15 protein-coding genes are annotated in these 21,105 nt (G+C 66.6%); 11 read left to right on the forward strand and 4 right to left on the reverse strand.

All coding sequences use genetic code 11. From position 1 onward, the window contains the following. Nucleotides 1-2: 2 nt before the first annotated feature. A complete protein-coding gene (locus C8J30_RS07800) occupies nt 3-248 on the forward strand; it encodes a DUF2842 domain-containing protein (RefSeq protein ID WP_110805283.1) in 246 nt (81 codons plus the stop codon). A gap of 48 nt (nt 249-296) precedes the next feature. On the opposite strand, the gene C8J30_RS07805 is transcribed toward C8J30_RS07800, so the two are convergent. Beyond that, complete coding sequence (locus C8J30_RS07805) at nt 297-2,684, reverse strand: hypothetical protein (RefSeq protein ID WP_110805284.1); 2,388 nt, start codon at nt 2,682-2,684, stop codon at nt 297-299. Nucleotides 2,685-2,824: 140 nt separating this feature from the next. On the opposite strand from C8J30_RS07805, the gene C8J30_RS07810 reads away from it, so the two are divergent. Continuing rightward, the gene (locus C8J30_RS07810; protein ID WP_110805285.1) at nt 2,825-3,496 is read left to right on the forward strand and encodes a thiamine diphosphokinase; all 672 of its coding nucleotides are present in this window, start codon (nt 2,825-2,827) and stop codon (nt 3,494-3,496) included. Here C8J30_RS07810 and C8J30_RS07815 read toward each other — a convergent pair. Next, nucleotides 3,447-4,358 (reverse strand): DMT family transporter, encoded by a 912-nt coding sequence (locus C8J30_RS07815; RefSeq protein WP_110805286.1) that lies wholly within the window; start codon nt 4,356-4,358, stop codon nt 3,447-3,449. The two genes, C8J30_RS07810 and C8J30_RS07815, sit on opposite strands and share 50 nt — an antisense overlap. A 138-nt stretch (nt 4,359-4,496) precedes the next feature. Here C8J30_RS07815 and C8J30_RS07820 point away from each other — a divergent pair, with 138 nt between their 5' ends. Next, a complete protein-coding gene (locus C8J30_RS07820) occupies nt 4,497-5,237 on the forward strand; it encodes an alpha/beta hydrolase (protein WP_110805287.1) in 741 nt (246 codons plus the stop codon). A gap of 102 nt (nt 5,238-5,339) precedes the next feature. After that, nucleotides 5,340-6,047: an alpha/beta fold hydrolase gene (locus C8J30_RS07825; protein WP_110805376.1), complete on the forward strand. Its 708-nt coding sequence runs from the start codon at nt 5,340-5,342 to the stop codon at nt 6,045-6,047. 10 nt (nt 6,048-6,057) lie between these two features. On the opposite strand, the gene C8J30_RS07830 is transcribed toward C8J30_RS07825, so the two are convergent. Next, entirely contained in the window at nt 6,058-8,400 is a 2,343-nt protein-coding gene (locus tag C8J30_RS07830; RefSeq protein WP_181420811.1) for a methyl-accepting chemotaxis protein, read from the reverse strand. 188 nt (nt 8,401-8,588) lie between these two features. Then, nucleotides 8,589-10,526, reverse strand: coding sequence for a methyl-accepting chemotaxis protein (locus C8J30_RS07835; RefSeq protein WP_110805289.1), 1,938 nt, complete (start codon nt 10,524-10,526; stop codon nt 8,589-8,591). A 1,090-nt stretch (nt 10,527-11,616) separates the two neighbouring features. On the opposite strand from C8J30_RS07835, the gene C8J30_RS07840 reads away from it, so the two are divergent. From C8J30_RS07840 to C8J30_RS07870, 7 genes are all read left to right on the forward strand, one after another. Then, nucleotides 11,617-13,071, forward strand: a complete 1,455-nt coding sequence (locus C8J30_RS07840) for a Ni/Fe hydrogenase subunit alpha (RefSeq protein WP_245909728.1) — start codon at nt 11,617-11,619, stop codon at nt 13,069-13,071. Further along, entirely contained in the window at nt 13,053-13,601 is a 549-nt protein-coding gene (locus C8J30_RS07845; RefSeq protein ID WP_110805291.1) for a hydrogenase maturation protease, read from the forward strand. The genes C8J30_RS07840 and C8J30_RS07845 overlap by 19 nt, the downstream gene beginning before the upstream one ends. A 163-nt stretch (nt 13,602-13,764) precedes the next feature. Then, on the forward strand, nt 13,765-15,063 hold the full coding sequence (locus tag C8J30_RS07850) for a sensor histidine kinase (RefSeq protein WP_181420815.1): 1,299 nt from the start codon (nt 13,765-13,767) through the stop codon (nt 15,061-15,063). Beyond that, on the forward strand, nt 15,060-16,058 hold the full coding sequence (locus C8J30_RS07855) for an NADH-quinone oxidoreductase subunit B family protein (RefSeq protein WP_110805293.1): 999 nt from the start codon (nt 15,060-15,062) through the stop codon (nt 16,056-16,058). The genes C8J30_RS07850 and C8J30_RS07855 overlap by 4 nt, the downstream gene beginning before the upstream one ends. Continuing rightward, a complete protein-coding gene (locus C8J30_RS07860; protein ID WP_110805294.1) occupies nt 16,055-17,485 on the forward strand; it encodes a nickel-dependent hydrogenase large subunit in 1,431 nt (476 codons plus the stop codon). The genes C8J30_RS07855 and C8J30_RS07860 overlap by 4 nt, the downstream gene beginning before the upstream one ends. 120 nt (nt 17,486-17,605) lie before the next feature. Next, on the forward strand, nt 17,606-19,825 hold the full coding sequence (gene hypF, locus C8J30_RS07865; RefSeq protein ID WP_110805295.1) for a carbamoyltransferase HypF: 2,220 nt from the start codon (nt 17,606-17,608) through the stop codon (nt 19,823-19,825). 201 nt (nt 19,826-20,026) lie between these two features. Further along, on the forward strand, nt 20,027-21,103 hold the full coding sequence (locus tag C8J30_RS07870) for a hydrogenase small subunit (RefSeq protein ID WP_110805296.1): 1,077 nt from the start codon (nt 20,027-20,029) through the stop codon (nt 21,101-21,103). Nucleotides 21,104-21,105: the final 2 nt, after the last annotated feature.

A 21,105-nucleotide genomic window follows, 5' to 3' on the forward strand; every position in this document is an offset into this window, starting at 1 on the left:
CCGTGCCGATCCCCTACAAGACCCGCCGTCGCCTTGCGCTGTTCGTTCTGGTCGTGGGCCTGCCTGCCTATATCGTCGTGGCGGTCAGCGCCGTGGCCTGGGCCGAAGGGCGCTGGGGGGCGATGCCTTGGTGGGGATCGGTCCTTGTCTATGTCGTGCTCGGCTTCCTCTGGATCGCGCCGATGAAGCCGATCTTCATCGGCGTCGGCAAACCGGACCCGGACGCGCCGCAGACGAACGACAAATGAAAACGGAGGGGCTTGCCCCTCCGTTTCGCTTTTCTCTCGGTCGTGGTTTCAGGCCCGGGCCTTGAAGAACCGGCTCGCCTCGGTGATCGCATATTGGCCGCGCTTCACCTTGGCGATCTTGCCCTGACGCAGCAGCGTGCCGAACATCCGCAGCCGATCTTCGCGGCTGAAGCTCCCGTCCCCGATCGCCGAGACCTTGCTCATGATCTGCGGCGGCGAGAAATGCGGCCGCCCCTCGACCTGCGCCGTATAGGCGGCGGCGGCTTCCAGAAGCTCGGCCAGACCCTGCGGCGACCGGCTTTGCGCGAATTCGGCAAAGCTCGAGGCCTCTTCGGGGCTCAGCGGCACTTCGACCTCGTCTTCCGTCAGGCTGTCGGACGCGGTGTCCTGCGCGAGGCTCGCGGCGCTGATCCGGCGCGGGCGAACCGCCTGCGCCTTGGCGACGGCCTCGGCGGGGGCGCGATCGACGCGCTGTTCGGAGACCAGCACCAGCGGCGCGGGGCGCACTTCGGGGCGGGCCGCGGTCTGATGATGGCTCTCGCCGACCGAGGGCAGCACCGGCCGACGCGGCCGCACCGCTTGCGTCAGATCCTGCCGATAGGGGGCCGTCTCGTCCTTTTCGACCCCATCGCCCGCGACGCGACGCTCGGCCACGGTGGCGGCAACGGCGGCCTTGAGATGCGCGATCGCCGAGATCCGGCGCCGGTTCTCGTTGCCCGCCATCTGCGCATCGGCCTTTTCGAGCAGCCGCGGCAGGTCGCCCTCGGGCAGCGGCGGCACTTTCGAGGTGGGCCGCACGGGCACGAGGATCGGCTCGGTCGGCTGCGTGCGCCGATCGACGAAGCCGGGCGGCAGCTCTTCGGGCAGGAAGGCGGCAACGGCTGTCGGTTCCGGCTCGTCCTCGGCGAACAGCGTATCAAGGTCGATCGTCGGGGTCGTCGGGGGGACGGCTTCGGGCGCGACGCTTTCGGCGAGGGACTCCTCTGTCAGGTCTTCCGGTTCGGGATCGAGGTCGACCACCAGCGCTTCGATCCCGGCCTCGGCCTCGGCGTCCGGATCGGCCTCGACCGCAGCAGCGGCCGTGGCTTCGACGCCCTCGGCTTCGATTCCGGTCGTGGTGCTCTCGTTGCTCCAGCCTTCGATGCCCCAATCGACATCGCCCAGATTGTCCGTCAGCGCCGCAAGTTCCGCCATCAGCTCGGCTTCCGCCTCGGGGCTGAGCCCCGGGGCCTCTTCCGCAGCCGCGTCGCTTTCGGGCGCCGGGGCCTCGGCAACGGTCGCCGAAACGGCCGCGATCATCTGCGCCAGTTCGTCATCGGCAGCCGTCGCCTCCGCGACAGGCTCGGCCTCCGGCTCGGTGACGGATGCCGTCGCCACCTCAGGCAGCGCGACTTCCACGACGCGCTCGGCGACGCGGGGGCCGTCCGCGGCCGCATCGGAGCGACGCAGCTTGATGACACGCGCCCGGATCACCGGGCGCGGAGTCTCGACGGGGGCAGGTTGCTCCGTCGCTTCCGCCACCGGTTCGACCGGCGCGGGCATCGGCGCGGGCACAGGGGCTTCGGGCTCGGCAGCGCTCTCGGCCGCGGCGGCTTCGACTGGCGCGACGTTGGCGTCGGCGACCGGCGCAGCAGGCTCGGCCTGCACCAGCCGCGCGGCGCGGCGTTCGGCGCGACGGCGCATGCGTTCGGCCTTTTCCGGGTCCATGCCGGACACCGTGGCCTCGTCCTCGTCGTCGGCCTCGTGGTCGGGCGCGCGCTCCTCCGGGGCCGTATCTTCGAGAGCGGGCGCATCCGAGCTCGGTGTTTCGGGGGCCTGATCGGTCTCGATGTCCTCGGCTTCATCCGGGCTCAGCGGGCCGGAAATATCGAGGGCAAAGCCGAAATCCTCCGGCGCTGCCGCAACCTGTTCCGCGGGGGCGCGGAGTTCGGGCTCCGGATCGGGCTCCGGTTCGGCAGGCGCCTGCGCGGCGCGGGCCTGGGCCACGGCCGAGCGGATGCGTTGCAACTTCGCCGCCACCGATTCGCTGATCGGATCGCTGGCCGGTTCGACCCGCGGGGTCGCGACGGGGGGCGCGACAGGGGCGGTCGCAACCGGAGCTGTGTTCGGCACGGTTGCCAGTGCGACGGCCGGTGTGGCGACTGCCGCCGGTGCAGGCTCGGCCTGTTCCGGCGCCGCCGGATCGCTTGGCCGCAAAATAACGCCATTTTTCTGTATTTTCGCCTCGACCCGGCGCGCCATTTCCCGCTCGGCGATGCGATGCAGCATCTCCGCATCGGGCTGCGGCGGCTCGGCGCCGAAATACCGGTCCTCGGCGGCCAGATCGCGGAAATACTCCGCAATCGCCTTCATCGTCGTGAAGGGCTCATCGAACCCCTCAAGCGTGCACGAGAAGGTGCCGTAGGACACGGTTAAGATCTTGCTCGCTCCAACCATGGGCCTTTCGCCTCTACTGATCCTCATTGCATTCACCATCTTCCGGAACTGGTTCTTTCCGGTGAACGAAAAAGGGCAAATGCAGGGAATTTTAGCGATATAGGTTGCACGGCTTTGCCTTAATCGTAATCAATCATGCCATGAACGAGGAAATTGTCCATTGTGAAGCCGGGGTAACGCTCCTTGGCGGGGGAATCGCGTCTGCGGCCGATGTTGCGATTTCGTTAACGATCGCGCCCGTGCTGGTGGCGGCCGATGGCGGCGGGGATCGGGCGCTTGCGCTGGGTCTGACGCCTGCGGCGGTGATCGGCGACATGGACAGCCTGTCGGCGGCGGGCCGTGCGGCGCTGGCCGGGCGGCTTCATCCGGTAGCCGAGCAGGACAGCACCGATTTCGGCAAATGCCTGCGCCTTGTCGCGGCGCGGTTCTATCTGTGCCTTGGCCTCACCGGGCTCAGGCTTGATCACACGCTGGCGGCGCTGACCGAGCTGACCTCGCGCCCCGATCAGATCGTGCTCCTGATCGCCGAGGACGAGGTGATCTTTCGCGCGCCGCCGCGGCTTTGCCTCGATCTTCCCGTCGGCACGCGGGTGTCGCTGCATCCGATGGGGGCGGCGTCCGGGCGCTCGACCGGGTTGCGCTGGCCGATCGACGGGCTCGCTTTCGCTCCCGAGACCCGCACCGGAACCTCCAATGAAGCGGTCGGGCCGGTCGAGTTGCAGATCGACGGCCCGATGCTGGTGCTGGTGCCGAAGGATCAGCTCAGGCCCGTGCTGCACGCGCTTTTGCCGCCAGCCGCTCGCGGTGAATGATGTAAAGCCCCGAGGCGGTGATGATGCCGATGCCGACCCAGGTCAATGCATTCGGGAAATCGCCGAAGACCAGATAGCCAAAGAGCGTCGCCGTCAGCATTTCGAAGTAATGCAGCGGCGCCAGCGTCGAGGAGGGGGCGTATTTCAGCGCGTAGCTCATCGACATGTGGCTGACGGTCGAGGCAAGGCCGACGCAGAAGCACCAGAGCCAGAAGATCCCCTCGGGCGCCTCGAACCGCATCTGGCCGATTTCGAGCTGGCCGCCGAGGGCAAGGATCGGGATCAGGATCAGGATCGCGGCCCAGGCGGTGTGCAGGTTCATCGGCACCGGATGCATGTGGCGCGACAGCGCCCGCGTCAGCAGGATGTAAAGCGCGAAACCGACCGCCGTGCCGAGCGGATACAGCGCGACGGCGCCGAAAACCGCAAACGACGGCTGGATCACGAAGAGCGCGCCGATGAACCCCACGACCGAGGCGCCGATGCGGCGCGGTCCGACCTCTTCGCCCATGAAGAAGCGGCCGATGAACAGGATGACGAAAGGCTCGACGAAGGCGATGGCCAGCGCATCGGCGATCGGCATGTGCTGCACGGCCGCTACAAAGGAATAGGTCGACAGGATCGACACCGCGGCGCGGGCAAAGGTCAGCCCAAGAGCGCGGCGGCTCATCCCCCAGGGATGGCCGAGAAGCGCGACGATCGGCACCATCAGGAGCAGCTGTGCGACATAGCGGCCCAGCGTGACCGTGCCGACCGGCACGGCCTGGGCGGCCAGTTTCGAGGCGACGTCGATCAGCGGCGCGATGATGCAAAAGCCGAGCATCAGCAGGATGCCGGGCAGGATACGGTCTTGATGGCTCATGCTTTCGCCTAGCCTGCGGGGCAGGGGGCGTCCATCCCGAAAGCGACCGATCCCGGGCGATTTGCCGCGACCCGCATTGCCGGGTTGAGTGCGGCCGCGCTTGGGGGTTAGGTTTTCCCGAAGCTTCAGGAGACTGCCATGACCGATTTCTTCGACAGCCCCGAGGGCCGCCGCATCGCCTATGACCATCGTCCGGGCAAGGGGCCGGGGGTGATGTTCCTGCACGGGCTGCATTCCGACATGACCGGCACCAAGGCCACCGCGCTTGACGCCTGGGCGGCGGAAACCGGCCGCGCCTTCCTGCGGTTCGATTGCTCGGGGCACGGGCAATCCTCGGGCGTCTATGCCGAAACCTCGGTCGCGGAGTGGTATCAGGATGCGCGCTCGGTGCTGTTGAACCTGGCCGAGGGGCCGCAGATTCTGGTCGGCTCGTCGATGGGCGGTTGGTTGGCGCTTTTGCTGGCGCGGGAATGCCCGGAGAAAGTCGCAGGTCTGGTGACGATCGCGGCGGCGGCCGATTTTACCGAAGACGGCTATTGGGCCAGCTTCTCGCCCGACCAGCAGGCGCGGTTGATGGAACAGGGCTATCTCGACCTGCATCACGGCGGGCCGGTGCCCTACCGCATCAGTCGCAAGTTCATCGTCGATGGCCGCGATCATTTCGTGCTGCGCAGCCCACTGTCGCTGCCCTTCCCGACGCGGCTGCTGCAGGGCTCGGAGGACCGGGCCGTGCCGCCGGACTGGGCGGTGAAGCTTTTCCACCACGCTTCGGGGCCTGATATCCGGCTGACGATGGTGAAGGGCGCGGATCACAACTTCTCGGCCCCTGACAATCTGGTGCTGATCACGGCGACGATCGACGAGATTTCGCCGATCTGAGACAGAAAAGCCGATCCCCGTCTTCGAAGGGATTAACCTTTCGCCCCGCCCGCGCTAGTTTCGCGCAAAAAGCGCGGAACCGCGCGGGTGACTGGGGTGAGCATGTCTGCCGATCCGTTGATCTTTCTGCCGGGCTTCATGTGTGATGCACGGCTGTTCTGGCATCAGATCATTGATTTTTCCGCCGATCGCACGGTGATGGCGGTGCCGCTGGCCGGGGCGACGATCGAGGAGATGGCGGAAGCCGTCATCGCCGTCGCGCCGTCCCGGTTCTGTCTGGTCGGGCATTGGCTGGGCGCGCTCGTCGCGATGGAGGTTTTGCGCCGCGTGCCCGAACGGGTCTCTGGCCTTGTGATGATCGATGTTTCGCATCTGTCAGAGACCCCGGCCATGGCCGCCAGTCGCGAACCGCGGATCATCCGCGCCCGCACCGGGCGGCTTGACGAAGTGATGCTTGAAGAAATCCCCGCGTCGGCGCTGGCGCCGGGCGAGGGGCGGGCCGAGGTGCAGGCGATGCTCCTGGAAATGGCCGGGACCTTGGGCCCCGAGGTCTTCACCAATCAATCCCGGGCCTTGATGCGTCGGCCCGATCAGCAGCGCGCCTTGCGCAATACGAGGGTGCGGACGCTGCTGCTCTGCGGGGAACATGACACGATCTGCCCGCCGCGGCGACACGAGTTTCTGGCCGAGCTCATGCCGCAAGCCGAGTTTCGGCTGATCCTCGGCGCCGGGCATCTGGCGCCGCTCGAGCAGCCGATCAAGGTGTCGACGGCGCTGCGCAGCTGGCTTGAGGCGCCGCTGCGCAGCTGAATGCGCGGGTTCAGGCGCTGCGCCGCGACACGAAGAGCGCCTTGCCGGGGTCTTCGGCGGCGGGCGTGTAACGGGGGCGCATCTCCTCCCCTTTCAACCGGAACGCCGCAACCGACTCGGCCAATGCGGTGGCCTCGCCCTGCAGCGAGCGCACCGCAGCATTGGTTTCCTCGAACACGGCGGCGTTTTGTTGCGTCGTGCGGTCGAGTTCGGTCGTGGCATTCGAAATCTCGCCGATCCCGGTCGCGGTTTCCTGCGAGGCGGTGACGATCTCGGAGATCTTCTGCGCCACATCCTCGACCCCGGCCACGATCTCGCGCAGCGCCTGACCGGAATCATGCACAAGCCCGACCCCATGATTGACGTTGTTCGAGGCCGTTTCGATCAGCCGGGCGATTTCGCGCGCGGCCTCGGAAGACCGCTGCGCAAGCGCCCGCACCTCCGAGGCGACGACGGCAAAGCCCCGTCCTGCATCGCCCGCCCGCGCGGCTTCAACCCCGGCGTTCAGCGCCAGCAGGTTGGTCTGGAAGGCGATGTCATCGATCACCTGGAGGATTCGCCCGATCGCCTCGGACGAGGTCTTGATCTCGTCCATGGCCGACACCGCACGGGTCACGACTTCGTGGCCCTTGCCAGCCCGGTTCGAAATCGCCGTCACGGCGCTGCGGGCCGTCTGCGCCGAGTTCGCGGCAGACCGCACGGTGGCCGACATCTGCTCGAGCGCCGAAGCGGTTTGTTCCAGCATCGCGGCGTTGCGTTCCGAGCGACGGGCAAGATCGTCGGCCGCCCCCGCGATTTCGCGGGCTGAAGTGTCGACGGCCGTGGCCGATATCGAGATGTCGGTCAGCGTGCCGGTCAGGCTCTCGGTGGTGCGGTTCATCGTTTCGGCGATCTCGGCAAAGATGCCGTGGAATCGGGTCGGCATCCGATGCGTCAGATCGCGCTCGGCCAGGCGCTCAAGTGCGACACGCACCGCTGTCAGCCCATCATCCGCGGCCTCGCCGATCCGGTTCATGCCGGCGCAAAGATCGGCGAACACCCCGGTCTTGTCGTCGGTGCGCAGCCGGCGCGAGAAATCACCTTCGGCGCAAGCGGCCACCACTTCAGCGATTTCCTGCGCGGCGGCATGCTCGCGTGCCTGAGCGGCGGCGGCGGCGGCGCGTTCCTCCTCGGCTTTGCGGGCGCGGTCGGCCATTTCGGCCCGTTCCTGAGCGGCGGCGGCGGCGCGGGCCTGGTCTTCGCGTTCGGCCGCAGCCGCGCTTTCGACTTCGAGCCGCTGGCGTTCCAGAATCGTCGCGCGGAAGCTTTCCAGCGCCGCAGAGATCGAGCGCACCTCGCTGACCCGGGCGTTCGGAACGCTGATATCCGTCCGACCTTCGGCCAGTTCCTGCACCGCGGTCGTCACGTCGCGCAGCGGCATCACCGTCGCCCGGAACAGTCGCACCGCCGAGAAGGCGAGCACCAGCATCCCGATCACGCCAGCAACTCCCATCAGCATGTAGCCGCGGGCCTTTTCGGTATCGGCCTTCGCCTGCAACTGCGCGACGTCGCTGCCAAAATGCGCGCGCAAGGCATCGAGCGCTTTCGGCATCGTGTCATAGCTTTCGTCGCAAGCGCGGGTCGTATCGCCGATCTGCAGGGCAAGATCGGCGTATTGATGGAAGGCTTCCTGATATTCGGTCAGCTTCGCGAGGGTCCGATCCCGGTGCTGCTGAGACAGGAACATCGTGTCGGGATAGGTGCTGAAGGTCGCGATTTCCTTGTCGAGTTCGTCGATATATTTCGGGTCGAGACGCATGATGAAGTCTTTTTCGTGCCGCCGCATCTTCAGCAGCGTGATTTCGACCTTCGGCACGGCGATCGATCCGATCATCTTTTCCGCGGCGTGAACCGCGGTGCGCAGCTGTCCCTCGAGACCCGATTCCGCATCGAGGCCAAGCACCCGGCGCGTGTCCGCGTAAAGCGCGAAATTCTCCTCATAGGTGTCCAGCAGGTCCTGCATCGCTGCGGCCTGAGTCGCGCTGGCGGTCAGCCCCAGCGCACTGGTTTCGGTCACCAGGTCCTTGAGCTCGGCCGAGGCCCGGGCGATCTTCTTCGCATGATCTTCGATCTGCGCCTCTTCGCGCGAGATGCGGAATTTCGCTTCGAGGTCGCGCGCCGAGGCAAGTGTGCGCTCGAGCGTGGCCAGATCGGCGTTCAATTCCGCGATCGAGACGCTTTGGCGTTCGGCGGCCCTGTCGATCAGGGCCGAATAGAAGATGGTCGCAAAGACCGCCAACGTGCAGATGACGATGACGAGGCCCATGCGGACGAGGTAGGAAAGGAAGCTGCGGGACGTGCCTGCGCGTGCCATGCGGTTGCTCCGAAAGTTCGCCATCGCAAAATCCCCTAAAGGAATTAAGGGCAGGTGAAGCTGCGCCAAGATTGGTCAACTTGTTGCTTTTGTCGCAGCTTTTCCGTCACGCGATCCCCGAAAAGCAAACCCCGGCACGAGGCCGGGGCTGCGGGGGTTCTGGACAGACGGGCCAAGGGGGCGGCCCTTCAACAGGCGATCTGGTGCTCCCAGGAATTGCCAGACACATGGGTGCCGATGCGGAAGACGGCACTGAATTCCTTCAGAGTGCGCGCCTCGTGCAAGAGCCCCTGCGTCGCGGCCGAATTCTCTTCGAACATCGCGGCGTTGTGCTGGGTCACCTGATCGAGTTGGTTCACCGCGGCCGTCACCTCGGCAATGCCCGAGGATTGCTCGGCGGCGGCATTTGCGATCCCGTCCAGCAACGTGTCGAGTTCGGTGACCAGCGCTTCGATTTCGCCCAGGGCGGTGTCGGACCGCGCCGCCAGATCGACCCCGGCCGCGACCTGCCGCGACGAGGTGTCGATCAGCGCCGCAATCTCGCGCGCGGCTTCCGAGGAGCGTTGCGCCAGCGCCCGCACCTCCGAGGCCACGACGGCAAAGCCGCGCCCGGTCTCGCCCGCGCGCGCGGCTTCGACCCCGGCGTTCAGCGCCAGGAGGTTGGTCTGGAAGGCGATGTCATCGATCACATGGGTGATGCGCGAAATCTTGTCCGAGCTTTGCGCGATGTCGTCCATGGCGCGTTGCGTCTGGCGTACGACCTCCCGCCCGGTGGCGGTGGTGGAGCGCGTGCGGTTCACCGCCTGCGCGGCCGACCGCGCCCCTTCGACCGATTGCGCGACCGAGGCTGCCATCTCGTTCATCGCCGCGGCCGTTTCCTCCAACGAGGCTGCCTGAGTCTCGGTGCGCCGCCCGAGTTCCATCGAGGCCGTGCCGAGCTGCCCGGCTTCGGTTTCGACCACATCGGTTGTCTGCACGATCGAGCTGATCAGCCCCGCGACCTTGTCGATGGCGGCGTTGAAATCATTGCGCAATCCCTCGTAAGCGGGGGGGAAGGTCTCGGTGATCCGCGCTGTCAGATCGCCCGCCGACAGCGCCTGCAGACCCTGCGCCAGAGCGGTGACGACATTCAGTTGCTCGCGCATCTGTGCCTCCCGCTCGGCCTCGGTCCGCTGCCGCTCGGCCTCGCGTTCGGCCTGACGGGCGGCTTCGGCGCGTTGCAGTTCCGCCTCGGCCTCCTGTTCGCGCTGCCGCAGGGCTTCCTCGCGCTCGCGCGCCTGCAGCTCGGCTCGGGCCATCTCGGCCTCCTGCGCACGCCGCTGCCGCGCCAGTTCCGCCTTTTCCGCCAACGAGGCCCGGAATACTTCAAGCGCCCGCGCCATCTCGCCCACCTCGCCGCGGACCGTGGTGCAGGGCACCGCCGTTTCGGTATCCCCCTCGGTCATCTTGCGCATCCGGTCATGCACCGCCCCGAACGGGCCGGTGACCGAACGTGCCAGCGCTGTTGCTGCGCCGCCCAGCGCCAGCAGGCCAACGAGCATCGAGATCAGCGAAACCTGACGCAGGCCGGACAGCGCCGCGGCGATGTCGGCAACATAGGAGCCGGTGCCGACGATCCAGCCCCAGGGGGCGAAATCGCGCACGAAGCCGATCTTTTCCTCGGGCGTGTCGCTGTCGGGCTTCTTGAAATGATATTGGATTTCGCCACTGCCCGCGGTCTTGGCGATGTCGAGCATCTCGACGAAGATCTTCTTGCCGTAGGGATCGGTGTAGCCCAGTTGCGACTGCCCGACCCAGGCCGGCATCGTCGGATGCGCCTGGATCACGCCTTCATGATCCAGGACGAAGAAATAGCCCGCCTTGTCGAAGCGCAGCGCCGTCAGACGGCGCGCGCCTTCCGCTTTGGCCTCGGCGGCGGTGAGTTTGCCCGTCTGTACCTGCGTTTCGAGGTCGGCCAGCACGCCAATGGCGGTGTCGACCACGTCACTCAGATGTTGCTCCCTCATGTCATAAGCGTTTTTGACCGCAAAGTGCAGCAGGGTTTCGGACAGGATGACGAGCGCGATCGCGGCTATGGCCACGATCGCATAGATGCGAGCGGATATACCGAAGAATTTGTTTTTCATGGGCCTTGGAGACTGGGAAGGTGGAGGTGCCTGGCCAGAGAACGGTACGAGCAAAACTTGGAAACAGGGCCGGAGTGGAGCCTCAGTCTTGCAAGCATCCGTCAAGATTCCCTTACAGATCTGGAGTTGTTTCAGGTTGACTTAACGTCGCAAACACAATGTCGCAGGTCGCTTTCCGTTTCCGGGCGGCAAGGTTGTGCGCTGAGTCCCCTGTCGGGAGCCGGTATGAGGAGGAAGAACGAGGGCGACTCTCCCCAGAAAGCGGCCGATGGCAAGTAGGTTTCCAATTTTCCATTTTGGTGAGAGATTTGGCGTTGGTGTGGGTTTTTGCGGGCGCCCGACGTGTTGCGCAAATGCGCGGCGACACCCGTTCAAACCGCTTCGATGCAGGCAAAAATCAACCTTTAGGTGAGATTTGTATGCGCAATTTCCACCCAAAACGGGGCCGATCCGGTCGTAAATTTGGCGATGATCCTACGGATGGCGGCTTCGGGTGGGTTTTCTGCTCGGTTTTGTGCTGTGATGCGCCGGAAATGAAGCGCGCTTGCCGCGCGTGATCGGCCGTCTTTCCCGACTTGTCCCGGAATCAAGGTTCTTCGCCGCACGTGCGGGGCGAATTTCGGAAATAATGGTCAGTAATTTTTACTTATCGCGCATCGAGGTCCTCGGGGTCGCGAAACCGTCCGTTCTGAGTGGGTGAAAAGCTTTTTACCAACCAAGGCAAAACGTTTGACCCTCCCGCCGGTTGGGCGCAATTTTGACCCATCCCAAGGGAAGGGTGGAGGATGGAGAGGTTCGGGCCGCTTTAGGATCGCAGGTCTTGGAACATGGATACGGGGTCGGGTCGGACCAAAGGCCCCCGATGACATGGCGTCGGTGCCGGAACAGAACCGCATCAGACCACAAGAATTGCGGCGATTGTGCTCGACCTCTCCATGACCCTCGACCGGACGTTGGCGCCACTTGTTACCTTGCCACGTGCCCCTCCGGTCCTTTCCCTTCGATCCGCGGTTTCACCGCCCGTTCTCTGCCGTTGAGTGCCCTGATGCTTGCCCTCGAGACGACCCCAGTTCCCCGGTTTCCGGCCCGGATGCTTTCCGAGCCGGTCGCGCTTTCCGAGGATGCGGGGCACGAAGGCCGTGGCAAGGTGACGATCCAGCTTGATTCGCGGGGACAGGTGCATCACGTCGATCTGCAGATCCTCGCCCTGCGCGGCTTCGAGGAATTCATTGAAGGCCGCCCCTGTGACGAGGTGCCCGAGGCGGTGCAGCGGCTCTGCGGCACTTGCCCGGTCAGTCATCATCTGGCGGCGGTCAAGGCGATGGACCGGATCGCGGGTTACGACCGGCTCACCCCCACGGCGGAAAAGCTGCGCCGGCTGATGCATTTCGGCCAGTTCGTGCAAAGCCATGCCGTGCATCTGTATCATCTGACCGAGCCCGACCTGCTTCTGGGTTTCGACAGCGAGACCAATCGGCGCGGCCTTGTCGATGTGGCGCGCAGCTTTCCGCAACTCGCCACCGAAGGCGTGCTGATGCGCCGCTTCGGGCAGGAGGTGGTCCGCGCCGTCATGGGCCCTCGTCTTGCGGGGGCGGGAGCGGTTCCGGGCGGCATGCGCCGGGCGCTGAGCCGCGAAAGCCGTGATCTTCTGCGCGCCGATGTCGATCAGGTGATCGACTGGGCGGTGGGCGCGCTGCGCGTGCTCGAACGTCTGCACGACACCAATCCGGCCTTCTACGATCATTTCGGCGAAGTCGGCGGCAACATGATCGGCCTTGTCGGCCGGGGTGGGGCGCTGGATTTCTACACCGGTCGGCTGCGGGCCCGCGATGCGCTGGGCGTGACGCTCTTCGACGGTGTTGCCCCCGCGGCCTATCGCGGTGTTCTGGCCGAAGAGCCCGGCCCGGGCGGTCCGCATATTCGCGCGCTTGGCCCCGAGGCGGGCTGGTATCGCGTCGGCCCGCTGGCCCGTTTGCAGGTCTGCGACCTTCTGACCTCCGAGAAGGCCGAGACCGAACGGCAGCGGCTTCTCGCCGTCGGTGGCGGGAAGCCGTTGCATGGAACGCTGTTCTATCACGGGGCGCGGCTGGTCGAGCTGCTGCATGCGGCCGAGCTGATCCGGGATCTTCTCGACGATCCCGAGCTGCTGGGGCACGATCTGATGGCTGATCGCGGGGCACCCCAGCGCGAGGCGATCGGCGTGATCGAAGCCCCGCGCGGCACGTTGTTCCACCGCTACGAGGTCGACGACGACGCCCGCGTGCGCCGCTGCGAGTTGATCATCTCGACCGCCAACAACACCCAGGCGATGAACGCGGCGGTCCGCAAGGTCGCGGCAGAGTATTTCGACGGCAGCGAGATCACCGAGGGGCTCTTGGGTCATATCGAGGTCGCGATCCGGGCCTATGACCCTTGTCTGGCCTGCGCCACCCATGCGCTGGGGCAGATGCCGCTTTCGGTCGAATTGATCGACGCCGCGGGCGCGGTTGTCTCGGGCCTGCGCCGGGGCGCCGACGGGGGGGTGTCATGCTGCGTTCCATCCTAGGTCCGCGTCTGGTCGTCTTTGCCTGGGGCAATGAAAGCCGCGGCGATGACGGGCTTGGCCCGCGGCTGGCGGCAAGGATCGCGACGGCGGGCTGGCAACACATCACGCTGATCGAGGATGTGCAGCTGCAGGTCGAACATGCGCTCGATCTCGTCGGGCAGGACATGGCGCTGTTCATCGATGCGGGGATGGGCACGCCCGCGCCCTTTGCCTTCGTGCAGACCGCGCCGCGCCGCCACCTTGGGCATTCGACGAGCCACGGCATCGGCCCCGAAGGCGTGCTTGAGGCCTTCCGGCAGGTCATGCATGACGAGCCGCCGCCCGCTTTCGTGCTGTGCCTGCGTGGCGAAAGCTTCGCGCTGGAGGAAGGCCTGAGCGAGACCGCCCGGGAAAATCTGGCGAAGGCCTGGGGCTTTCTGATCCCGCTGCTGTCCTGGCCGGGGCTCGATCGCTGGCAGGCGGCCGAGACCGGCCCGCTCGAGGATCTTTCGCCCCTGCACGAGAACCGCCGTCGCCCGGCGGCCGAGTAAGCCCCCCGTTTCAGCGCGGTCTGCCGGGGCCAGCCCCTTGCGCGGGGCTCTTGGCCCGATATGCTGAGCCCGACCCCACCGGAGCTGCATCATGCCCCGACCGCCCGTCAAGGACAGTCCGCCCCGTTTCGACCCGGCCAATCTGGGCGGCCTCCTGCCCGGCATGGAGGCCAGCGATGCCGTCTGGGTCGATGTGCTCTCGGCCGTCGACCGCACCTATGCCGAACTTGTCGATTATCAGGAGCGGCTTGAGCGGCAGAACCACGAACTCGAGGATCTGCGGTCGTATCTCGGTTCGATCTTCGCCTCGGTCTCGGATGCGCTGATCGTCGCCTCGCGCACGGGGGAGGTGCTGGGCACCTCGGCCTCGGTCGAGGCGCTGACCGGTGCGCGGTCCGAGGTCTGGCAGGGGCGGCCCCTCTCGGCGATGTTCGACCCGGCCTCTGGCGCGCGGCTCGAACGCACGATGGCCGAGGCCGCAAACCGCCGCGCCCCCGTGACGGTCGAGGCGGCGCTGCTGGGTCCGCGCGGGCCCGCACCGCTTGAACTTTCGGTCAGCCCGCGGCTCGATGAGCGCGACCGCATCATCGGCTATGTGCTGACCGGCCGCCCCTTGGGCGAATTGCGGCAGGCCTATTCGGAACTGGAACGCTCGCATGCCGCGCTGATCGCGGCGCAGGCGCAGCTGGTGCGCAATGAAAAGCTTGCCTCGCTTGGCCGTTTGCTGGCGGGGGTGGCGCATGAACTGAACAACCCGATTTCCTTCGTCTATGCCAATGCCCATGCGATGGAGCGCTATGCCGCGAAATTCGAGACCTATTTCGCCGCGGTGCAGGCGGGCGTCCCGCGCGAGGAACTGGTGGCCCTGCGCGAAACTCTGAAACTCGAACGCGAAGTCGGCAATCTGCGTATCGCCATCAATGGCGCCCGCGACGGCGCCGAACGTGTCCGCGCCATCGTCGAGGATCTGCGCCGGCTCTCGTCGGAGGGCACCGGCGAGCAGGTCGTCTTCGATCTGGTGGCGACGGCGGGGGTGGCGGCCGATTGGGTGCGGCGCGGCTCGAAGACGGCGGTGGCGGTCGAGTTCACCGGCCTGCCGAAGCTCGACGTGATCGGGCGGCCCGGCCATATCCAGCAGGTGGTGATGAATCTGGTGCAAAATGCCATCGATGCGATGGGCGATTTTCAGGACGGCCGCATCCGCATCGAAGCGCGGATCGCGGGCGACCGCGGCGAGCTCGTCGTCTCCGATACCGGGCCGGGCGTGCCCGAGGACGTGGCCGCGACGATCTTCGATCCGTTCTTCACCACCAAGGACGTCGGCAAGGGCACCGGGCTTGGTCTCTCGATCAGTCACAAGATCGTCGAGGAACACGGCGGGCGGCTCAGGCTTTTGCCCGAAAACCCCCTTGGCGGCGCCTGTTTCTGCTTCGATCTGGCGCTGGCGGGGGAACCGCAATGAAGGTTCTGTGGTTGCAGGCCTCGGGCTGCGGCGGCTGCACGATGTCGGCGCTTTGCGCCGAGGCGCCCGATCTGATCGACACGCTTGCTGCAGCGGGCGTCGAATTCCTCTGGCATCCGGCGCTGAGCCTTGCCTCGGGGGGCGAGGTGACGCGGCTCCTGCAGGCGCTTGAGGCCGGAGAGATTGCGCTTGATTGTCTGGCGGTCGAGGGCGCGATTGCCCGCGGGCCGATGGGCACCGGGCGGTTTCAGATGCTCTCGGGCACCGGGCGCTCGATGCTCGACTGGGTGCGGGCGCTCGCGCCGAAGGCCGCGCATGTGGTGGCGGTCGGGTCCTGTGCGGCCTATGGCGGCGTGACCTCGGCCGGGGGGAACCCCTCCGATGCGGTGGGGCTGCAGTATGACGGCGCGCATCCGGGCGGGGTGCTGGCCGCGGGCTTCCGGGGCGGGCTCGGCCTTCCCGTCGTCAATGTCGCGGGCTGTCCGACCCATCCGGGCTGGGTGACCGAGACGCTGATGCTGCTCGCCAAGGCGCGGCTGACCGAGGCCGATCTCGACAGTCTCGGGCGGCCGCTCTTTTACGCGCAGCATCTTGTGCATCATGGCTGCCCGCGCAACGAATTCTATGAATACAAGGCCTCGGCGCTGCAGCTCTCGGATCTGGGCTGCATGATGGAGCACCTGGGCTGTGTTGGCACGCAAGCCGTGGGGGATTGCAACATCCGGCCGTGGAACGGCGAGGGCTCCTGCACCCGCGGCGGCTATCCCTGCATCGCCTGCACCGCGCCCGAGTTCGAGGAACCGCGCCACCCCTTCACCGAAACGCCAAAAGTGGCGGGCATTCCGGTGGGTCTGCCCGCCGACATGCCGAAGGCCTGGTTCATGGCGCTGGCGTCGCTCTCGAAAGCCGCGACGCCCGAGCGGATCGCGAAGAACGCGGTGGCCCCGCGCGTGGCCGTGACGCCGACGATCCGCAAGCCCGGAGGTCGGCGATGAGCGACACGCCGCGTCTGGTCGTCGGCCCCTTCAACCGGGTCGAGGGCGATCTGGAGGTGCATCTCGACATCTCCGAGGGGCGCGTCGCCGCGGCCCGGGTCAATGCGCCGCTCTATCGCGGTTTCGAGCGCATGCTGGAGGGGCGGGCCCCTGGTGACGCGCTGACGCTGACGCCGCGGATCTGCGGCATCTGCTCGATCTCGCAATCGGCGGCCGCGGCGCGGGCGCTGGGCGCGGCGATGGGGCTGGTGCCGACCGATCAGGGCGCGATGCTTGCGGCGCTCATTCATGCGGTCGAGAATGTCTCGGACCATCTGGTGCATTTCAACCTGTTCTTCATGCCCGATTTCACCCGGCCCTGTTACGCCGCCCGGCCGTGGTATCCGCGCGCCGTCGCGCGGTTCGCCGCGATCGAGGGACAGGCGGCCCGGGCCGCCATCGCGGCGCGGGCTGGGCTGATGCACATCCTTGGCCTTGTCGCCGGGAAATGGCCGCATACGCTGGCGCTGCAGCCGGGCGGCGTCACCCGCACGCCCGGCGCGCGCGACGTGCTGCGCATTCAGACCGAGCTGCGGATGTTCCGCAAGCATCTGGAAACGCAGGTCTTTGGCGGCCCGCTTGAAGACTTCGCTGCGCTCGACAGCCGGTCGGCGCTGATGCGCTGGGATCGCGGCGATGCGGGGCTTTTCCTTGAAATCGCGGCCGATCTGGACCTTGACGCGCTGGGCCGTGGCGCCGGGCGCTATCTGAGTTTCGGCGCCTATCCGCTGGCCGAGGGGCATGGCTTCGCCCCCGGCCTCTGGCAGGCGGGCGAGGTCACGGCGCCGAACATGGCGGCGATTGCCGAGGATCTGAGCCATTCCTGGATGCTGGGCGGCATGGCCCATCCCTTCGACGGCGTGACCCGCCCCGACGAGACGATGCGCGAGGGCGCCTACAGCTGGTGCAAGGCGCCGCGGCTGGAGGGCGCGCCGGTCGAGGTGGGGGCGCTGGCGCGGCAGCTGATCGACGGCCATCCTCTGGCGGTGCAGTTGGCGGGCGGTGGCGTGCTGGCGCGGGTCGCCGGGCGGCTTCTGGAACTCGCGCGGACACAGATCCTGATGGAGGCCTGGGCCGAGGCGCTTGACCCGGGCGCGGTCTTCATGCGTCAGGGCAACCTGCCCGAGACGGGCGAGGGCGCGGGGCTGGTTGAGGCCGCGCGCGGCAGTCTGGGGCATTGGCTGCGGATCGAAGGCGGCAAGATCGCGTCTTACCAGATCATCGCGCCGACGACCTGGAACTTTTCCCCGCGCGATGCTCAGGGGGTGCCGGGGCCTCTGGAAGCGGCGCTGGTTGGGGCTCCGGTCGAGCCGGGCGAAGATAGCCCGGTTTCGGTGCAGCATATCGTGCGCAGTTTCGATCCCTGCATGGTGTGCACCGTGCATTGAAACCGGCTGGGGGCTTTGCCCCTCTCAGGGCTGCCACGGGCAGCCCGTTCGATTGGAAAGCCTTCCACCGGAAGGCTTTTCGATCCAATCTCACCCCAGCGTATTGGGACCAAGAAGAAAATGCAGGGTTGGCAGATCAGGGTGCGCGGGCAGGTGCAAGGGGTGGGGTTCCGGCCCTTCGTCTGGCAATTGGCGCGGGCGCGCGGGTTGCGCGGAGTGGTGCTGAACGACGCCGAGGGAGTGCTGGTGCGGGTCGTGGGGGCGCTTGGTGATTTCGCCGAGGCCTTGCGGGATCAGGCGCCGCCCTTGGCGCGGGTTGATGCGGTCGAGGTGGCCGCAGTTGTTCTTGACGACCTGCCCGAGGGGTTCGAGATCGTCGCCTCGGGTGGGGCAGGGGCCGAGACGCGGGTGACGCCCGATGCCGCGACCTGTCCGGCCTGTCTGGCCGAGATCCGGGGCGAGGGGCGGCGGCGCGGCTATGCCTTCAGCAACTGCACCCATTGCGGGCCGCGCTTCACCATCCTGCAAAGCCTGCCCTATGACCGTGCCCGCACGACGATGGCCCCCTTTGTGATGTGCCCGGCCTGTCGCGCGGAATACGGCGATCCGGCGGACCGGCGCTTTCATGCGCAGCCCATTGCCTGCCCCGACTGCGGGCCGCGGCTGTGGCTCGAGGCCGGGGGCGTCGAAGTCGCGGGGGATGCCATCGCCGCGGCGGCTAAGCGGCTGAAGGCAGGGGAAATCCTTGCGGTGAAAGGGCTCGGCGGCTTTCATCTGGCCTGCGATGCCGCCAATGCCGGGACGGTCGATCTATTGCGCGCGCGCAAACGCCGCCCCGCAAAACCCTTTGCGCTGATGGCCCGCGAAGGCGATCTGGAGCGGATCGTGTCCGTCAGCCCGGGCGCCTTGGCCGCTTTGCGTGACCCGGCCGCGCCGATTGTCCTCATGCCGTCGCGGGGCGTGCTGCCCGAAACCGTCGCCCCCGGCGTGGCCGAGCTGGGCGTGATGCTGCCCTATACGCCGCTGCATCATCTGCTGCTCGATGCCTTTGGCGGCGTGCTGGTGATGACCTCCGGCAACCTGTCGGGCGCGCCGCAGGTGATCGGCAATGACGAAGCGCGCGACAAGCTTTCCGCCTTTGCCGACGCCTTTCTGATGCATGACCGCGAGATTGCCCGGCGGCTGGATGACTCGGTCGTTCGGGTCGATCCGCCGATGGTGTTGCGCCGCGCCCGTGGGCAGGTGCCGGGTACGCTGCCGCTGCCGCCGGGGTTCGAGACCGCGCCGCAGGTCGTCGCTTACGGTGGGCAGATGAAGGCCGCGCTGTGCCTGATCAAGAACGGGCAGGCGCTGCTCGGCCATCACCTTGGCGAGCTGGACGAAGCCCTGACCTGGGAGGCGTTCCAGCAGGCCGATGCCGATTATGCGGGCCTTTTCGACCATCATCCGCAGGCGGTGGCCATCGATCTGCACCCCGATTTCCGCGCCAGCCGTCACGGCGCCAAACGGGCCGAGGCGCTTGGCGTGCCGATGATCGCCGTGCAGCATCACCACGCCCATATGGCCGCCTGTCTGGGCGAGAACCTTTGGCCGAAGGACGGCGGCAAGGTGGCGGCGATCGTGCTCGACGGGCTCGGGCTTGGGCCCGATGGCACGGTCTGGGGCGGCGAGCTGCTTCTGGGCGATTACACCGGCTTCGAGCGCATCGCCTGGCTCAAGCCCGCGGCGCTGATCGGCGGGGATCGCGCGCAGCTGGAGCCTTGGCGCAATGCGCTGGTGCGGCTCGATGCGGCGGGGCTCTCCGATCTTGCGGATCGGCTTTTCCCGGAGGCCCCGCGCGATCTGGCGCGGCAGATGGCCATGAAGGGGATCAACGCGCCGCTGTCCTCCAGCGCGGGGCGACTTTTCGATGCGATCGCCGCCTGTCTGGGGATCTGTCCGATGCGCCAAAGCTACGAGGGCGAGGCGGCGATGCGGTTGGAATCACTTGCTTCCGAGACCGGACCCGGCCCCGATCTGCCCGTCGTCGCGGGCGAGATCGACCCCGCGCCGCTGTTTCAACTTCTGGCGGCAAACGAGCCCCCCGCGCGCATCGCCCATGCGCTGCATGCAAGCCTTGCGCGCGCGTTTGCGACGCAGGCGGCGCAGCTGATCGAGAGCGGTCGGGCTCAGGCGGTGGTGCTGTCGGGGGGCTGTTTCCAGAATGCGAAACTTGCAACCTTGACGCGAAAAATGCTGGCGGGGCAAAGGATTCTGACGCACCGCAGCATTCCCGCCAACGACGGAGGGCTGGCACTGGGTCAAGCGCTCGTCGCAGCGGCGAAATTGGAAGGAAATTGACCAGACTGGAAAGATCATTGAACTTAAACCTTCCAGATTTTTTGCGTGACAAAATCACACACCATTGAAGTTAAACAATAATTTTTTCTGCGACATTTTGCCGTTTCTCATTGGCGGAAACCGGCCCAAACGTGACAATTCCACTCTACCCATGGGCGCGTCTTGCTGGTCACGACGCTTCCCGAGGCAAGGGAGGGATAATTGTCGGACATCGAAACTTTCTATGACGTGATGCGGCGTCAGGGGATCACCCGGCGCAGTTTCATGAAGTTCTGTTCGCTGACCGCGGCGGCGCTGGGCCTTGGCCCGTCCTTCGTGCCGCAGATCGCGGAGGCGATGGAAACCAAGCCGCGCACGCCGGTCGTCTGGGTGCATGGGCTTGAGTGCACCTGCTGCTCGGAAAGCTTCATCCGCTCGGCGCATCCGCTGGCGAAAGACGTTGTGCTGTCGATGATCTCTCTGGATTACGATGACACGCTGATGGCCGCCGCCGGTCACGCCGCCGAAGCGGCGTTCGAGGAAACCATCGAGAAATACAAGGGCAACTACATCCTCGCCGTCGAGGGCAACCCGCCCTTGAACGAAGACGGGATGTTCTGCATCACCGGCGGCAAGCCCTTCGTCGAAAAGCTGCGCCACGCCGCCGAGGGCGCGAAGGCGATCATCAGCTGGGGCGCCTGTGCGTCTTACGGCTGCGTGCAGGCCGCGGCGCCGAACCCGACGCAGGCGACGCCGGTGCACAAGGTGATCACCGACAAGCCGATCATCAAGGTTCCGGGCTGCCCGCCGATCGCGGAAGTCATGACCGGCGTGATCACCTACATGCTGACCTTCGATCGCATGCCCGAACTCGACCGTCAGGGCCGCCCGGCGATGTTCTATTCGCAGCGCATCCACGACAAATGCTACCGCCGTCCGCATTTCGACGCCGGTCAGTTCGTCGAGCACTGGGACGACGAGAACGCGCGCAAGGGCTATTGCCTTTACAAGATGGGCTGCAAGGGCCCGACCACCTACAACGCCTGCTCGACCGTGCGCTGGAATGGCGGCGTCAGCTTCCCGATCCAGTCGGGCCACGGCTGCATCGGCTGTTCGGAAGACGGGTTCTGGGATCAGGGCAGCTTCTATGACCGGCTGACTACGATCAAGCAATTCGGCATCGAGGCCACCGCCGACAAGATCGGCTGGACCGCCACCGGTCTGGTCGGCGCTGCCGTCGCAGCCCATGCGGCCGTCTCCGTGCTCAAGCGGGCGCAGAAAAAGAACGAGGAGGCGTAAGC

This window comes from Rhodobacter viridis (assembly GCF_003217355.1).
GTDB lineage: Bacteria > Pseudomonadota > Alphaproteobacteria > Rhodobacterales > Rhodobacteraceae > Rhodobacter > Rhodobacter viridis.

Bases quoted from the DNA above. Each gene is read 5' to 3' on its own strand.
- C8J30_RS07805 (WP_110805284.1), bottom strand. From the start codon at position 2,684: ATGGTTGGAGCGAGCAAGATCTTAACCGTGTCCTACGGCACCTTCTCG.
- C8J30_RS07810 (WP_110805285.1), top strand. From the start codon at position 2,825: ATGAACGAGGAAATTGTCCATTGTGAAGCCGGGGTAACGCTCCTTGGC.
- C8J30_RS07815 (WP_110805286.1), bottom strand. From the start codon at position 4,358: ATGAGCCATCAAGACCGTATCCTGCCCGGCATCCTGCTGATGCTCGGC.
- C8J30_RS07820 (WP_110805287.1), top strand. From the start codon at position 4,497: ATGACCGATTTCTTCGACAGCCCCGAGGGCCGCCGCATCGCCTATGAC.
- C8J30_RS07825 (WP_110805376.1), top strand. From the start codon at position 5,340: ATGTCTGCCGATCCGTTGATCTTTCTGCCGGGCTTCATGTGTGATGCA.
- C8J30_RS07830 (WP_181420811.1), bottom strand. From the start codon at position 8,400: ATGGCACGCGCAGGCACGTCCCGCAGCTTCCTTTCCTACCTCGTCCGC.
- C8J30_RS07835 (WP_110805289.1), bottom strand. From the start codon at position 10,526: ATGAAAAACAAATTCTTCGGTATATCCGCTCGCATCTATGCGATCGTG.
- C8J30_RS07840 (WP_245909728.1), top strand. From the start codon at position 11,617: ATGCTTTCCGAGCCGGTCGCGCTTTCCGAGGATGCGGGGCACGAAGGC.
- C8J30_RS07845 (WP_110805291.1), top strand. From the start codon at position 13,053: ATGCTGCGTTCCATCCTAGGTCCGCGTCTGGTCGTCTTTGCCTGGGGC.
- C8J30_RS07850 (WP_181420815.1), top strand. From the start codon at position 13,765: ATGGAGGCCAGCGATGCCGTCTGGGTCGATGTGCTCTCGGCCGTCGAC.
- C8J30_RS07855 (WP_110805293.1), top strand. From the start codon at position 15,060: ATGAAGGTTCTGTGGTTGCAGGCCTCGGGCTGCGGCGGCTGCACGATG.
- C8J30_RS07860 (WP_110805294.1), top strand. From the start codon at position 16,055: ATGAGCGACACGCCGCGTCTGGTCGTCGGCCCCTTCAACCGGGTCGAG.
- hypF (WP_110805295.1), top strand. From the start codon at position 17,606: ATGCAGGGTTGGCAGATCAGGGTGCGCGGGCAGGTGCAAGGGGTGGGG.